The following is a 14,785-nucleotide window of genomic DNA, read 5'->3' as shown; positions in this document are numbered from 1 at the left end:
TTTCTATTCGTGTTGCCTATTAAAAACTGTCTCGCCAGCAATGACGGTCCGACTTGTTTTTACATTTCGTAACTGCTCATTTGGAATTTTTAGGATATCCTTTTCAAGGATGACAAAATCAGCATCCTTTCCAACTTCGATGCTGCCGCGTTTCTTTTCCTGAAAACAGGAGAATGCAGCCCAGATCGTCATTCCTCGCAGGGCATCTTCACGGCTTATGGCATCTTGCATCTGAAATCCATGGTCCGGGTATCCTTTTTTGTCAACGCGGGCCACCGCTGCATGGAACCCGTAGAGGGGGTTGAAATGCTCGACAGGAAAATCGCTTCCGAGCGCGAGTTTGCCATACTCCTGCAATAGATGTTTATAAGCATAGGCACCTTTCATACGTTCTGCACCAAGACGGTCTTCTGCCCAGTACATATCGGAAGTGGCATGTGTGGGCTGCACAGAAGGGATGATCTGATATTTCCGGAACTTATCAAAATCTGTTGGCGATATGATCTGAGCGTGCTCAATACGCCATCTACGATCATCCTTATTGTGCAGGTATTTGCCGTAGATATCCAAAATGATCCGATTGGCCGAATCTCCTATGGCATGGGTATTTGCCTGAAATTTGCTCGCAGCGATCTGCTTAATCATTTCTTCATATTCCTGTGGACTATGAAGTAGAAAACCATGTGTGGGAGCATCATGGTAGTGGGCAAGGAGGCAGGCTCCACGGGAACCCAGCGCGCCATCGGCAAGGAGCTTGAACCCTTTGATTTCGAACCGATCGGTTTCATAAAAACCTTGTTCAATGAATGATTTTATATTTTGAGGACTGCCAAGGATCATGGCATAATCTCTAAATTTCAATTCTCCTTCCCGATAGTATTTTTTTAAAAGCTCAAGCCTTTCTTTGGACAAACCTGCATCGACAATTGAGGTGAGACCTACGGAAAGTAAAGAATCCTGTGTGCGTTTGATCATTCTTAGGTATTCCTTTTCGTTGGGAACAGGGATTGTCTTATTGACAAGGTCCATTGCATTGTCGATCAAAAGACCATTTGGCATGTTATTGGTCCCTCCGACTACGCCTCCTCGGATGCTGGGAATACTGGTTAATTTGGCCCATTCCAGCGCTTTGGAATTGGCGACTGCCGCATGATAATCTACCCGCATAAGATAAACGGGAATATCAGGAAATGCCTTATCCAATAAATCTTTGGTGGGAAAAGCCTTATCTTTCCAGCGATTTTGATCCCAGCCACCACCGATCAGCCAGGTTTTATCTGGATTTTTTTGCCTGTAGTTTTTGACACGTTGAATTACTTCTTCGAAGGAATCAGCCCCGTTGAGATCGACTTGATCCATTAATTCGGCTTCATCAAACAAATGCGCATGCGCATCATAAAATCCGGGGTAAATGGCTTTTCCTTCAGCGTCAATCTTTTCCTTTGCTTTATATTTTCGCAGTATTTCGTCATCGGAACCGATGGCTATAAATTTACCATCTTGGATCGCAAATGCCTGCGCCGTGCTGAATGTCGAATCTACGGTATATACTTGCGCATGATATACAATAAGGTCGACTTTGGTTTGTGGAGAGCATGCGATGATCGTCCAGCAAAACAAAAGAATGATTATTGGAAAGGTTTTCATATCCTAAAAATAGGAAAAAGCTGTGAATAAACGGCATCTGGGCTAGCGGCCAGGTATGTTCGAGCTCAAGTTTGAGGTTTTGGCGTATTGAGTTACTTTACGTGAAGCGCCTATGCTAAGTTCCCGCATATTGTTCGGACAGGAGACCATCTGTAAAGTTTTGAAAGGGGACGTGCAGCAAAAGTAAGGAGAATACGAATTATCCAATATTCAAAAAAGGCTTTCCAAATAACTTGGAAAGCCTTTTTATTCAAAAATCAAAATACGTGATTAGCAGTACTCCTCAAATGCTGCGACTAAATTATCAGCAATCATTTGTGCCGGGCGACCTTCAATCATATGTCTTTCAATCATGTGTACCAATTTTCCGTCTTTAAATAGAGCCATTGCTGGAGAAGATGGAGGATAAGGCAACATGTAATTACGTGCAGTGTTAACTGCATCAGTTTCCATACCTGCGAAAACAGTCACTAATTTAGCGGGATGTTTTTCGTTTTTAACAGCTGCTTTCGCAGCAGGACGTGCATTTGCAGCAGCACAACCACATACAGAGTTGACAACCACAAAAACAGTTCCTTCGGATGCGATTGCATTGTCAACTGCTTCAGGTGTTTTTAATTCTTCGAATCCTGCATCAACTAACTCTTGACGCATTGGAGTTACTAAATATTCTGGATACATTATTTCTTCTAGTAAAAATGTTAATATTCTATTTCAATTGTACACCATAAAGACTTCGCTATTGATCAGGCAATTTTAATCGATGCAGATCTGGGCTATTCTTTATTTCTACAAATATAACTGTAAAACGCAGCTTCGTCAAGATACTTGTCTCAAATCAATGTCAGAAAATCTTTTACAGCGCGAAGTCCATTTTCGAGACGCTGTTCACCGAGTCCCGAGATAATGCGATATTGTGCATGAAGGGATGTCAATTCACCTTTCCAGATTTCCATAAAATGATCCCGCTGTTCGGGAAAATCTCGTAGCGGATCATCCTGCCAGGGCAGATCGATATCCATCAGGAGATAAAGGTCGTAGAGATGTTGCTGAATTTTATCGGTAACTTCCTGTGGCGTATGACCAAAAAGATGATCCGACCAAATTTTTACCGTCAGAAAGGTTGTGTCGCAGATGAGGAGCTGTCCTTGAGCCAATGGAATCAGTGCTTCCTCGAGTGCCACCTGCCCATAGAACATATTGACCTCGTCCTGTAAGGTGTATTTATTGTTGAGGCTTTGACAATAATAGCGTGAATATTCGGGCACACATACTGTTTTAAACTCTTTGGCAAGAAACTGTGCCATCGTTGATTTTCCAGTAGACTCGGGACCAACAACAGCAATTTTTATAAATTCTTTTCCCACATCGATCGTTTTGATAGGCAATATTACACAAAATTTTTATAGGTTTTCTGCCAATCACGGTAGCCATTCCAGGCGATGACTGTGAAAACAAAATAGAGCACAGCTGTCAGCATAAGATCTTTATGTATGTATAGTGGGATATAACAAATGTCTACAAACACCCAAAGAAGCCAGTTCTGAAGAATTTTTCTTGTCATCAGGAATTGGGCTACAAAACTGACCGAAGTGCAGAATGCATCAATATAGGGGACATCAGAATTGGTTTTGCTGTCGAGAAGATAACCGATGAAGATCGTGAGGACAAAGATGGCTAGGAAGCAGAGGAGCAATTGGTTGCCGCTGGCTTTGACGATCGGTTTCGTTTTTTCTTCTTTTCGCTTTATCCAATAATACCAGCCGTAAATCGCGGTAGAGAGAAAATAGAATTGTAATACGGTATCTCCGTATAATCTGGCATCGTAAAACAGTATTGCATAGGATCCTACGCTGATGATGCTGATTGGCCAGTTCCAAATATTCTGTTTGGCTGCCAAATAGACGCAAAGAAAGCCAGTTAGGGTGCCTAACCCTTCGAGCCAAGGGGTTTGGGCAAATTGACTGGCAATCTGCTGAAAAAAATCCTGCATGTGGTGTACTAAAAATTACACCTAAATATACAAAGTCTATCCAATAGTCAATTATTGAACCTGTTTATTGGCGCAATTGGTACTGGCAAATGACTCGGGCTTGGCCTTAAAAACAAATCCCATACCCATAATATAGCCCATAGCTTCTTTAAGAGCAACATTTGACTGGAAATTTGGATTGGTGTTGATGTCGGCGTGGACTTCGAGGTCTACTTTGTGTTTTTCGAGGAGGGGGCAGAGCTGATAGGCTATATCGATGGATTTTTGGACTTCGAGCAGCATCCTTTCTTTAATGCTCATTCGGTGGTGCCTTTTGTCCCGTTGGATAAACATAAATCCACCTTTATGTTCCCGGAGAAAGACGATGACTGTCGCGAAGTCGATGATGCCTCTTTTGACTTGGGAATCGGTGCCGATATAAACCTTGAGCTTATTCCCTAGCGCATCTTCTCGTTTAATGACTTCCTCAACAGCATCGAAAATCGTGGAGCGAATGGATTCGCCATTGTATTTTTGCCATCTCATAGCGATATAAATTAGATATAAAAAAATTAAACTTCATCATTGACATAAATTTACTGAATTTCAATGATCTAAGTGTTAATTTAGTTTTAAATAATTTATCCACATTAATGATGTTTTGCACCATAGGCCAGATCTCCGGCATCGCCAAGCCCCGGCACAATATAAGCTTTTGAGGTCAGTTCGTGGTCTACATCACCTACCCAGATATGTGCGTTGGGTACAAAGGCCTGAACGTGGTTTAGTCCTTCTTCGGAAGCGATGGCCGCGACAATATGCAATTCCTTGATGTCGTATTCGGCCAATAGATCCTTACAGCATAAAACAAGACTTTTTCCGGTCGCCAGCATGGGATCCACGATGATCACCGTCCGGTTGTCTAAATTTGGGGTATTGACATATTCCTTGTGAATTTCAAACTCGCCGCTCTTTTTGGTATGGCGATAGGCCGCAATAAACGTGTTGTCGGCGTGATCAAATACATTTAACAATCCCTGATGAAAAGGAAGGCCTGCCCGGAGAATAGTTGCTAGTACGGGCTGTTCCATTAAGAGATGTGTCTTGGCTACCCCCAATGGCGTTTCAATCTCCACAGGGGTATAGGCCATCGTCTTGCTAATTTCATAAGCAAAAATTTCACCTAGCCGTTCGAGGTTCCGACGAAAGCGCATGCGATCCTGTTGAATAGTGATATCTCTCAACTCGGCGATAAAATGATTTGCGATGCTATTTTGGGTAGATAGAATAGTGACCATGACGTGCGTGCTAGTTCAGTTAAACTAAAGATAATAAATAATCAATTGAAAGTAATAACATCTATGGTATTATTATAGTTTGCAGTAAAATGGTAAAATTTTTAGTAAATTTGTGTTAGACCATAGCTGGATATGGCCTGGACCACATGTCGAAAAAATCGTCCTGTTTGCAGATCAAAACCATCGGATTAAAAGAACTGTTTTGAGCTTGCGGCTCAAACTATTACTGGTGCAATGTTTGCTGGGAAAGGCCTAAATAGTTTTCTTTAAGAAATAGGAAGTATATGAAATTTGAATTGACATCAGAGTATAAGCCGACCGGCGATCAGCCAGAAGCAATTAAGCAATTGGTTGCCGGAGTTGAACAGGCAGAGCAATATCAGACGCTTTTGGGGGTGACAGGATCGGGTAAGACCTTTACTGTGGCCAATGTGATTCAGGAAACTCAAAAGCCGACATTGATTTTAAGCCATAATAAAACTTTGGCGGCTCAATTGTACGGTGAATTCAAACAGTTCTTTCCTAATAATTCGGTTAACTATTTTGTATCCTATTATGATTATTATCAGCCCGAAGCTTTTATAGCTTCTACCAATACTTATATCGAGAAGGACTTAGCAATTAACGAGGAAATCGAAAAATTACGTTTGGCGACGACTTCATCATTGATGTCAGGCCGCCGTGATATTGTTGTTGTTTCTTCGGTATCCTGTATTTATGGTATGGGGAATCCGGAGGACTTCTCCCGTTCTATTTTTCGTTTTGGCGTCGGCATGACGGTCACCAGAAATGCTTTCCTGCATAAATTGGTGGAGATCTTATACTCACGGACGACCACCGAATTTAAACGCGGTACTTTTCGTGTAAAGGGCGATACCGTAGACGTGTTTCCAGCGTATCTGGATAACGCCATTCGTATTTCTTTCTTTGGTGATGAAATTGATGAACTGAGCGAGATTGATCCTATTTCAGGTAAAACGCTCAACAAGATGGAAGATCTTGCTCTTTTTCCGGCAAACCTCTTCGTTACACCGAAGGAAAAATTCAAAGAATCGATCTGGGCCATTCAGGATGAATTGATGCAGCGGAAAACGCAACTGGAAGAGGAGGGACTAATGCTGGAAGCGAAACGTTTGGAGGAACGGGTTAACTATGATTTGGAAATGATGCGTGAACTGGGCTATTGTTCGGGTATTGAAAATTATTCCCGCTTTTTCGACGGCCGGAAACCGGGGATGCGTCCTTTCTGTTTACTGGATTATTTTCCGGAGGATTACTTGTTGGTTATTGATGAAAGCCATGTGACCTTACCGCAATTGCGTGCCATGTATGGTGGAGACCGATCGCGTAAAGTTTCTCTTGTAGAGCATGGCTTTAGGTTGCCTGCTGCCTTGGACAATAGACCTTTAAACTTTCCGGAGTTTGAATCCCTGACGAATCAGACGATCTATGTGTCGGCGACTCCGGGCGACTATGAACTTCAGCAGACCGAAGGTGTTGTGGTTGAACAGGTCATTCGTCCTACAGGACTTTTGGATCCAATTATTGAAGTACGGCCAGCGATCAATCAGGTTGATGATTTCCTGGAAGAGGTGGATAAGACCATCAAAGAAGGTGGACGTGTTTTGGCTACTACATTGACCAAACGTATGGCCGAAGAACTTTCCAAATATATGACCAAGCTGAACTTAAAAGTCCGTTATATACACTCCGAAATTAAAACCTTGGAGCGTGTGGAAATCTTGAGAGGGCTTCGCTTGGGGGAATTTGATATATTGGTCGGGGTAAACTTACTCCGTGAAGGGCTTGATCTGCCGGAGGTCACGCTTGTTGCTATTCTCGATGCGGATAAGGAAGGCTTTCTGCGTTCCGAACGATCGCTCATTCAGACGATTGGCCGGGCTGCCCGGAATGATAAAGGTCGGGTTATTATGTATGCAGACAAAATGACCGACAGTATGCGTGTGACGATCGATGAAACTAATCGGCGTCGGGACAAGCAGATGAAATATAATCTGGAGCATGGCATTACACCGCGTACGGTCGGCAAAACAAGAGAGGAGATTTTGGAGCAGACTTCTGTCGCCGATTTCTCGGGTATTGAACCTAAAATTTATTTTGAACCTGATCCGTCGCAGGCGATTGCAGCTGATCCAGTGATGCAGTATCTGAGCGAGAAGGATCTGAAGAAAGCAATCGATAATGTTCGTAAGAAAATGGATAAAGCAGCGAAAGAAATGGATTTCTTGGAAGCAGCGAAATATCGTGATGAAATGTTCTCCTTGGAGAAGCTCTATGAAGAGCGATTCCCTTCTTAAAGGAAGGTGGTCTGTTAATATGTATTAATTATTGTTAATCAATATTAAGATTTGTTAAACAACGCTAAATAGCGTTTAAATTAAGATTCCGCCTTGCATATTTGTGGCAATTGTAAATAAATTGACCACATATGAAACATTTAGTCTGCAGTATAATACTGTTTTTTGTGCTTTCCACGGCATTCTGCCAAAGCAAAATCTCCTACGGCATAAATGCTGGGTACACGAATGCTGGATCGTTAGTATCCAATAAGCGATCCCACAATTATAGCTTTCGAAGTATTTCGGGGATTACAGCAGGTGTTTTTGTTGAAATCCCTCTTATTGCCGGAATTTCTATTCAGCCTGAAGTCAACTTTACCCAAAATGGTATGGAAGCAAAGCACACTCTGGAAAATAATTGGACGACTTATCGTCGGAACGCAATCGATATTCCGTTAAATATCGCCTATAATGTGACGATTGGAGAGGGGCGGGCTTATATAGCAGCGAGCCCTTATTATGGTATCCAGATGTCCATGAATAATAATGATGGAAAATTTTACGATGCAACGACCAACCCTTCAGACTATGGTTTGGGTTTTAACTTAGGTTACAAATGGAATGGGGGCTATGGTTTCTTCATTGGCTCCAATTATGGGATGAAGGATATGAGTGTCAATGAAAATGTAAAACTCTATAATCGCACGTTCAATGTTGGCTTACGATTTGACCTCCATCAAATACTAAAAAAATAGCAACCAATATATCTTTAACGAGAAGCAGCACTCCATCAAATATTTCGCCTTAGAAAGGACCTGTCTTTTTTGAAGCCTTATAATAGGATTTGCTGCTTTTTTGTGCACTCAAGCTTATGTTTTCCATCGTTAGGTCATGTTCATAGGCATCCGGGATCGGCAGCAATTATTTCTTTTCTTTCAGATCGAATGCCTCCCAGGCCAATAGATTCGGCCTTGTTTCACAAATTTTTCTGTTGAATTATATTGTTCAATTGTTAACATATTTTGCAAAAATCAAATTCTTCTCAGTAAATTAGTGCTCAAATCTAAACTAAAACATACTAAAGAATGAAAAAGCCAATTCTCGTTGTCAAATTTGGATCGGCTTCTATTACCACGAAAGAGGGAGAAGTTGATGAACGTATTGTTTTGGAGATCGCTAGGCAAATTGCTTCCTTACAAAAGAAATACAATATTGTCTTGGTGTCTTCAGGTGCTGTCGCTGCCGGTAAACGTTTTCTGCCCAATTATACGGGAACGTTATCAGAACGTAAGGCCGCAGCTGCAATTGGAAACCCCATACTGATCAATACGTATTCAACCTATTTCCGCCCCTTTAAAATTTCTTTGGCTCAAAGCTTATGTGAAAGACATCATTTTTCCAATCGGGATCAATTTCTGCAATTGAAAAATACATACGAGGAATTGTGGCGGAATAATGTTATTCCAATCGCAAATGAAAATGATGTAGTGAGTAATAAAGAACTAAAGTTTTCAGACAATGATGAGTTGGCAACCTTGATTGCCGTTGGCTTTGGTGCCGAAAAACTATTGTTCAGCACTTCTGTCCCAGGAGTATTGGACACAAACAACAAGATTATACCGCAAATTGAAACAATCGACCGGGATATCCTGGGATTGGCAAGGAAGGACAAATCGTCGGTGGGACTGGGGGGAATGACCTCGAAATTGAACTTTGCCCGATTAGCTAATCAAATGGGAATTGCAGTCGTTATATTTAGCATGCAGACCGAAGATGCAATCCAAAAAGCGATAAAGCACGAAACGGGAACACTGTGCCTTGCAGAGAGCAAGAAGATCTCTTCCCGCAAGAAATGGCTTGCAAGCGGAAGTTTGATCAAGGGTGAATTAATGGTTGACCGTGGGGCGGAAGAGGCCTTATTGAAACACAAGAGTTTACTCGCCGTAGGCGTAACCCGTATCGTCGAACATTTTGAAAAAGGAGAAGTCTTGAATATTGTTAATCTCGAAGGCTTAACGGTCGCCGTGGCCCGGGCCAAGATGGATTCATCTGCTTTGTCCCAGTCAAGTAAAAAGAATGTAGAAATTGCGCATGCAAATGATATCGTATTATTATGAGTGAATCCATCGTAGAACAACTTCAGGCAGCAGCCAAAGCAAAAAAAGTGTTGCAGCAGCTGGCCCCAGATAGTAAAGTAGCCATTTTGAATGCCATTGCAGCCGCTCTTGTTGAACAAGAATCGGCTATATTACAAGCCAATAAAAGTGATTTGGACCGCATGTCGGATGAAGATCCCAAAAAAGACCGTCTCCTGCTCAATGGCGATCGTCTAAGAGGTCTGTCTGACAGTGTGAAGCAGATTGCACAGTTAGCGGATCCAGCAGACCAGCTCTTATTAAAAAAGGTGCTACCCAATGGATTGGAAATAGAAAAGATCACCGTCCCACTCGGGGTTGTCGGTGTAATCTATGAATCGCGGCCCAACGTTACTATTGACGTTGCTGCTTTATGTATTCAATCGGGTAATGTTTGTTTATTGCGTGGCGGTTCCGATGCCCAATACACCAATGCGGCTTTATTAAAAGTCATCTATGGAATCTTGGACGAACATGGTATTACGAGGGATATTGTACAGTTGTTACCTGTCGATAGAAAGCACGTATCAGAATTGCTGGAGGCAACCTCCTATGTGGATATCATTATCCCGCGGGGGTCACAGTCGTTGATCGATTTTGTCAGGGAAAACGCGAAGGTACCTGTGATCGAAACTGGTGCGGGAGTATGCCATACCTATGTAGACCGAACTGCAGATCTGGATATGGCAGCTAAAATTGTGGCTAATGCTAAAATTTCCAGACCTTCGGTCTGCAATTCCTTGGATACTGTTTTGGTCGATAAGGATGTTGCACCAGAGTTTTTAGTTAGATTGGCTCCCTATCTGGAGGAAGCTCAAGTTGAAGTCTTTGCTGATCCTGTTGCCTATGAGCTATTGAAAGGTGAAAATTTTTCAAATTTAAAAGCGGCAGAAGAGGCAGATTTTGGAAGAGAATTTTTAGATTTGAAATGTTCGATAAAAACTGTTGATGGACTTGATGAAGCTCTGGAACATATTGGAAAATATTCTTCCAAACATTCGGAGTGTATTGTCTCTTCTAATGAACTTTATATTGAACAGTTTCTAAATACTGTGGATGCTGCGGCGGTATATGCCAATGCATCGACACGTTTTACAGATGGTGGTGAATTTGGACTTGGGGCTGAAATAGGAATTTCTACTCAGAAATTACATGCACGGGGACCATTTGCATTGGAAAAGTTGGTTACAGAGAAATGGATTGTCCGTGGAAGTGGACAGATCCGATAAGCAAAGGTACAATGGGATTAAGTTTTAAAAAAGATGTATTGATGAACTGGATTGAAGAAATAGGCAAATTTCTTCGTATATGGACGGAGGGGCATGATGCCTTTACGGAACCAAGCGATCCAGCTGTATTTGAAGGAGCTTATGAGAAGTTTTTTGAAAAGAGCAGAAACTACTTCATAAATCTTTCGGAGACTGAACTTGCGGTATATCTTAAAGAAGATCTCCAGGTACAGCAATTACATCCATTAGCACTGACCCTATTATTTGATGGGTTGAATGCTACGGATGGTAGCCAGGAAAACTTACTCCGCAAAGCAAAGCTCATTTTGAATCTAGCTATGGCCGAAACAGCCAGTTTTGCTTTTCAAGATTACCAGTATCTAGCTATGATCGATAATAAATTGAAAAGTCTATAATGACGCTTGGCAATTTGTTGTGTCCAACGAATGAAGAAGTGAAAACCCTGGGTACAGGAGGTATTTATTGAAGTGCCGTAGGGACTTCCAGTTGTGATGTGAAAGATGCTGCGCTGAGCAGAGAAAATAAACAGGAGCTGTCAGTTATTGAACTGACAGCTCCTGTTTATTAAGGGATTTTGAACGGAAACGTTACCGTAGAATTTCACGGGCAATGACCAAGCGTTGAATTTCGGATGTACCCTCATAGATTTGCGTAATCTTTGCGTCGCGCATCAATCGTTCGACGTGGTATTCTTTGACATAGCCGTACCCCCCATGCACCTGAACCGCTTCTACCGTGTGTTTCATAGCGACCTCAGAGGCATGTAATTTGGCCATGGCCGCTATTTTTCCATAGGGGAGCCCCTGATCTTTTGTCCAGGCAGCTTTGTAGGTCAAGAGTCTTGCGGCTTCAATATCGACTTCCATATCCGCCAATTTAAACTGAATGGCTTGATGATCCGAGATAGGTTTTCCAAAGGTCTTCCGTTCTTTGGAGTAAGCAAGTGCGAGATCATAGGCTCCAGCAGCAATTCCCAAGGCTTGAGCAGCTATGCCAATACGGCCGCCATCGAGTGTTTTCATCGCAAATTTGAACCCGAAGCCATCTTCTCCAATGCGATTCTCTTTCGGAACTTTAACATCAGAAAATAGAAGAGAATGCGTGTCAGAACTGCGGATACCCAATTTGTTCTCCTTTGGCCCAATGGTAAAGCCCGGTAAACCTTTCTCTACGATAAGCACGTTAATGCCTTTGTGCCCTTTTTCGGGATGAGTCTGTGCAATAACGAGGTATATGTCGGCGTGCCCTCCATTGGTAATCCAATTTTTTGTTCCATTGAGCAGATAATAATCGCCCTTATCTTCGGCAATTGTATGTTGAGAGGAGGCGTCCGAACCAGCCTCAGGCTCTGATAGCGCAAAAGCGCCAAGTTTCTCACCCTTTGCTAAAGGAATTAGATACTTTTGTTTTTGTTCCTCTGTACCATAAGCATTGAGTCCATATAATACCAGGGAATTGTGGGCGGATACGATAACGGCCGCAGAGGCGTCAATTTTGGCAATTTCTTGGAGCACAAGAACATAGGCCAAAGTGTCCATGCCAGCTCCACCATAAGCTTCCGGGGTCATGATGCCCATAAATCCTAATTCGGCCATTTGCCTGACAAAATCTGTTGGAAATTTTGCAGCTTCATCGCGTTCGATTGCCCCAGCCTTTAGCTCCTGGGCGAATTCCCGCGCTGCGTCGCGGATCATTTTATGTTCTTCGCTTAATTCAAAATTCATGGCATTTTAGTTTTTTGGTTCATCAGTTACCAAGCCGATAACTGATATATTTAATAAGTTTTGCTATCAAAAAGTTTTCTCCCAACTCACAATTATTTTATGAGATCGGTGTACCACCATACTCAAATATACATAATATATATTATGCAAGCATAGTAATTTGGTAAATTACTTTTTAAGCTACTATAGGTATTCATCATAAGTATTTTGGTGAATAATGGGTGGATTAGGGCATCTATTATCGTTTTATCTGGATATGTATTTGCCGAGAAAGTAAGTCTCTCCAGCGAATAAATATAAAGGACCATATTGGTTTTCCATTTTGTTTATAGTTGTAAAATCCTTATTTTCAATTGGATTGAGTTTAGTTTTTTCATCTTAATCTAAAAAAATGAAGAATTGCTTGTTTGCTAAATTTAATCTACTATATTTGTAGACTATATGATTTAAACACATTTAAAAAATACGATTATGAGTTTAAGATTAGGAGATGAAGCGCCAAATTTTAAAGCGCAAACAACCATTGGTGAAATAGACTTTCACGATTATATCAAAGATAGCTGGGTGGTATTCTTTTCACATCCATCTGATTATACACCTGTATGTACAACGGAACTTGGCCGTACCGCCAAATTGAAATCTGAGTTTGACAAACGAGGAGTGAAAGCTATTGCGTTAAGTGTTGATAATGTGAATGATCACCTGAATTGGATCAAGGATATTAATGAAACACAAAATACAGAGGTGAATTTTCCGGTTATCGCTGACGAAGACCACCATATTTCTGAATTGTATGATATGATCCATCCAAATGCTTCAGCTACAGCAACAGTACGTTCGGTATTCATTATCGGTCCAGATAGAAAGATCAAATTGACATTGACTTATCCGGCATCTACTGGCCGTAATTTTGATGAGATTTTGCGGGTGATTGATTCCTTGCAGTTAACAGCGGATTATCAGGTAGCAACGCCTGCTGACTGGAAGCATGGTGAAGACGTGATTGTTGTCCCTGCGATTAAAACGGAAGATATTCCAGCTAAATTCCCAAAAGGATTTAAAGAAATTAAACCGTATTTGCGGACTACGCCGCAGCCAAACTTATAGTAATAAGACGGATTAGAAGAAAAAGGTCAAACGCTATTCGAGTTTGACCTTTTTCTATTTCGGGGGTGTATTTGTTCTGTTGTCCAAAAGCCTCCATTGCATTATAACAGTCCGGTAAGTCGGAAGTGGTATGTGAGGTCAAATGAAGAGAAGTTAGCTAAAGATCAAAGTATAAAAAAAAGCAACGTCGGGAAAACGTTGCTTTTTTATGTTGCTAAAAGATGCCGGTCTTAATAAACTTTGACCATATAAATATAGTCTTGCATCTTTTTGATTTGTTCGGTTCGTGGTAAACCAGCCAAGCTGTTCTTTTTGTTGATCTTAAGGCCCGTAACCAGTGAATCACTTGGGATATCCGCTAAAGCATTTAAGATTGATTTCGTTTTGATTGCAAAGGCGGCACCATCTATGCCACGTTGTTTTCCGGAAATAATACCAATCACATTACCTCTGCTATCCAATACCGGACCGCCACTGTTACCTGGATTGACAGGTACGGAAATCTGATAAGCGATGGTATCACCGGCATAACCTGTTGACGAACTTAGGTATCCCTGACCATATACTGCTTCGTCACGAGGAAAGCCGATCGTATAAATATCTTCGCCAAGATCTGAAGTCGATGTTTTAAATGTGTAAGGTAAACTTTTAGCTTTCTTAAAGGTCTTATCTGCGATGTATAAAATTGCCAAGTCTTTGCTTGGATCGGTATGTACGATTTGCGCTTTATACGATTCGCCTTTACTATTTTGTAAATAGATAGAATCAGCCCCACTAATAACATGGTAGTTGGTGACGACATAGCCATCTGTTGTCAACATAAATCCTGTTGCGCCAAACTGGCTTTCGGTGCCCTTTATTGATTTTTTGTCATTAATATCCCTGATTGCAGCGTTGTGTGCGTTGACGTTCTTTTTGACATTGTTCATGTCTCTACGTAATGCACTGTAATCGGAAGATGCTTTCTCGAGGTTGCTGTAATAACCGCTCAGCCATAATGTGCCAAATACTGCAAATACCGCTACCACTGCCGCCACCAAAGAACTTGCTTTGATACGTTCCCAAAGTGAAATAACTGTTGATTGCTTCATTGGGACAACCTTGGCAGCCTTACTTTGGGTTTTGTGGTATTCTTTTGCTGATTGCGCTAATGCATTTTTGAAATCTAGACGATGGCTAGTTTCTTGCATATTGGCAATAAAGTCACGGTGTTGTTGTAATTGGGCAGCATAGGAGGGGTGTTCAGCACAAAAAGACTCAAATGTAGCTTTGTCCTCGGCCGATAATTCGCCGCGAAGATATTGATCCGCTAATTCGAAAAATTCTTTTTGATTCATTGTTCCCATGGTGTT

14 protein-coding genes are annotated in these 14,785 nt (G+C 41.6%); 6 read left to right on the top strand and 8 right to left on the bottom strand.

Translation table 11 applies throughout. The features are described 5' to 3' along the window. Nucleotides 1-3: 3 nt before the first annotated feature. From B3C94_RS15950 to upp, 6 genes are all read right to left on the bottom strand, one after another. Entirely contained in the window at nt 4-1,647 is a 1,644-nt protein-coding gene (locus B3C94_RS15950) for an amidohydrolase (RefSeq protein ID WP_293905380.1), read from the bottom strand. Nucleotides 1,648-1,917: 270 nt separating this feature from the next. Next, complete coding sequence (locus B3C94_RS15945) at nt 1,918-2,328, bottom strand: BrxA/BrxB family bacilliredoxin (RefSeq protein ID WP_293905378.1); 411 nt, start codon at nt 2,326-2,328, stop codon at nt 1,918-1,920. Between the two features lie 152 nt (nt 2,329-2,480). Continuing rightward, complete coding sequence (locus B3C94_RS15940; protein WP_414712687.1) at nt 2,481-3,014, bottom strand: AAA family ATPase; 534 nt, start codon at nt 3,012-3,014, stop codon at nt 2,481-2,483. A gap of 23 nt (nt 3,015-3,037) precedes the next feature. Then, nucleotides 3,038-3,640 carry a nicotinamide riboside transporter PnuC gene (pnuC, locus tag B3C94_RS15935; RefSeq protein ID WP_293905376.1) on the bottom strand — a complete coding sequence of 201 codons (603 nt, stop codon included), beginning with the start codon at nt 3,638-3,640 and terminating at the stop codon, nt 3,038-3,040. Nucleotides 3,641-3,691: 51 nt separating this feature from the next. Then, the gene (locus B3C94_RS15930) at nt 3,692-4,165 is read right to left on the bottom strand and encodes a ribonuclease H-like YkuK family protein (RefSeq protein WP_046672303.1); all 474 of its coding nucleotides are present in this window, start codon (nt 4,163-4,165) and stop codon (nt 3,692-3,694) included. A gap of 104 nt (nt 4,166-4,269) precedes the next feature. Next, the gene (upp, locus tag B3C94_RS15925) at nt 4,270-4,917 is read right to left on the bottom strand and encodes a uracil phosphoribosyltransferase (RefSeq protein ID WP_293905371.1); all 648 of its coding nucleotides are present in this window, start codon (nt 4,915-4,917) and stop codon (nt 4,270-4,272) included. A 284-nt stretch (nt 4,918-5,201) separates the two neighbouring features. Between upp and uvrB the strand changes: the two genes are divergently transcribed. From uvrB to B3C94_RS15900, 5 genes are all read left to right on the top strand, one after another. Further along, the gene (uvrB, locus tag B3C94_RS15920) at nt 5,202-7,235 is read left to right on the top strand and encodes an excinuclease ABC subunit UvrB (protein WP_293905369.1); all 2,034 of its coding nucleotides are present in this window, start codon (nt 5,202-5,204) and stop codon (nt 7,233-7,235) included. A gap of 131 nt (nt 7,236-7,366) precedes the next feature. Next, nucleotides 7,367-7,972 carry a porin family protein gene (locus tag B3C94_RS15915; protein WP_293905367.1) on the top strand — a complete coding sequence of 202 codons (606 nt, stop codon included), beginning with the start codon at nt 7,367-7,369 and terminating at the stop codon, nt 7,970-7,972. Between the two features lie 330 nt (nt 7,973-8,302). Then, complete coding sequence (proB, locus tag B3C94_RS15910; protein WP_293905365.1) at nt 8,303-9,334, top strand: glutamate 5-kinase; 1,032 nt, start codon at nt 8,303-8,305, stop codon at nt 9,332-9,334. Further along, nucleotides 9,331-10,581: a glutamate-5-semialdehyde dehydrogenase gene (locus B3C94_RS15905; protein ID WP_293905364.1), complete on the top strand. Its 1,251-nt coding sequence runs from the start codon at nt 9,331-9,333 to the stop codon at nt 10,579-10,581. The genes proB and B3C94_RS15905 overlap by 4 nt, the downstream gene beginning before the upstream one ends. Nucleotides 10,582-10,592: 11 nt before the next feature. Next, complete coding sequence (locus B3C94_RS15900; protein WP_293905363.1) at nt 10,593-10,997, top strand: hypothetical protein; 405 nt, start codon at nt 10,593-10,595, stop codon at nt 10,995-10,997. Nucleotides 10,998-11,189: 192 nt separating this feature from the next. Here the strand turns inward: B3C94_RS15900 and B3C94_RS15895 are convergent, their stop codons facing one another. After that, nucleotides 11,190-12,326 (bottom strand): acyl-CoA dehydrogenase, encoded by a 1,137-nt coding sequence (locus B3C94_RS15895; protein WP_293905362.1) that lies wholly within the window; start codon nt 12,324-12,326, stop codon nt 11,190-11,192. Between the two features lie 471 nt (nt 12,327-12,797). Between B3C94_RS15895 and B3C94_RS15890 the strand changes: the two genes are divergently transcribed. Continuing rightward, complete coding sequence (locus tag B3C94_RS15890) at nt 12,798-13,433, top strand: peroxiredoxin (protein WP_293905361.1); 636 nt, start codon at nt 12,798-12,800, stop codon at nt 13,431-13,433. A 230-nt stretch (nt 13,434-13,663) separates the two neighbouring features. Here B3C94_RS15890 and B3C94_RS15885 read toward each other — a convergent pair whose 3' ends face one another. Then, nucleotides 13,664-14,779 (bottom strand): S1 family peptidase, encoded by a 1,116-nt coding sequence (locus B3C94_RS15885; protein WP_293905360.1) that lies wholly within the window; start codon nt 14,777-14,779, stop codon nt 13,664-13,666. Nucleotides 14,780-14,785 lie beyond the last annotated feature (6 nt).

Origin of the sequence: Sphingobacterium sp. UBA5670 (assembly GCF_002420705.1) — a bacterium.
Taxonomy (GTDB): Bacteria; Bacteroidota; Bacteroidia; order Sphingobacteriales; family Sphingobacteriaceae; genus Sphingobacterium.
The sequence above is the reverse complement of the archived record's forward strand: the minus strand, read 5'-3'. Positions and strand labels throughout refer to the sequence as shown.

What these genes read in the sequence shown, in the direction of transcription:
- upp (WP_293905371.1), bottom strand. Translation starts at nt 4,917, where the DNA reads ATGGTCACTATTCTATCTACCCAAAATAGCATCGCAAATCATTTTATC.
- pnuC (WP_293905376.1), bottom strand. Translation starts at nt 3,640, where the DNA reads ATGCAGGATTTTTTTCAGCAGATTGCCAGTCAATTTGCCCAAACCCCT.
- B3C94_RS15945 (WP_293905378.1), bottom strand. Translation starts at nt 2,328, where the DNA reads ATGTATCCAGAATATTTAGTAACTCCAATGCGTCAAGAGTTAGTTGAT.
- B3C94_RS15905 (WP_293905364.1), top strand. Translation starts at nt 9,331, where the DNA reads ATGAGTGAATCCATCGTAGAACAACTTCAGGCAGCAGCCAAAGCAAAA.
- proB (WP_293905365.1), top strand. Translation starts at nt 8,303, where the DNA reads ATGAAAAAGCCAATTCTCGTTGTCAAATTTGGATCGGCTTCTATTACC.
- B3C94_RS15900 (WP_293905363.1), top strand. Translation starts at nt 10,593, where the DNA reads ATGGGATTAAGTTTTAAAAAAGATGTATTGATGAACTGGATTGAAGAA.
- B3C94_RS15885 (WP_293905360.1), bottom strand. Translation starts at nt 14,779, where the DNA reads ATGGGAACAATGAATCAAAAAGAATTTTTCGAATTAGCGGATCAATAT.
- B3C94_RS15895 (WP_293905362.1), bottom strand. Translation starts at nt 12,326, where the DNA reads ATGAATTTTGAATTAAGCGAAGAACATAAAATGATCCGCGACGCAGCG.
- uvrB (WP_293905369.1), top strand. Translation starts at nt 5,202, where the DNA reads ATGAAATTTGAATTGACATCAGAGTATAAGCCGACCGGCGATCAGCCA.
- B3C94_RS15950 (WP_293905380.1), bottom strand. Translation starts at nt 1,647, where the DNA reads ATGAAAACCTTTCCAATAATCATTCTTTTGTTTTGCTGGACGATCATC.
- B3C94_RS15930 (WP_046672303.1), bottom strand. Translation starts at nt 4,165, where the DNA reads ATGAGATGGCAAAAATACAATGGCGAATCCATTCGCTCCACGATTTTC.
- B3C94_RS15890 (WP_293905361.1), top strand. Translation starts at nt 12,798, where the DNA reads ATGAGTTTAAGATTAGGAGATGAAGCGCCAAATTTTAAAGCGCAAACA.
- B3C94_RS15915 (WP_293905367.1), top strand. Translation starts at nt 7,367, where the DNA reads ATGAAACATTTAGTCTGCAGTATAATACTGTTTTTTGTGCTTTCCACG.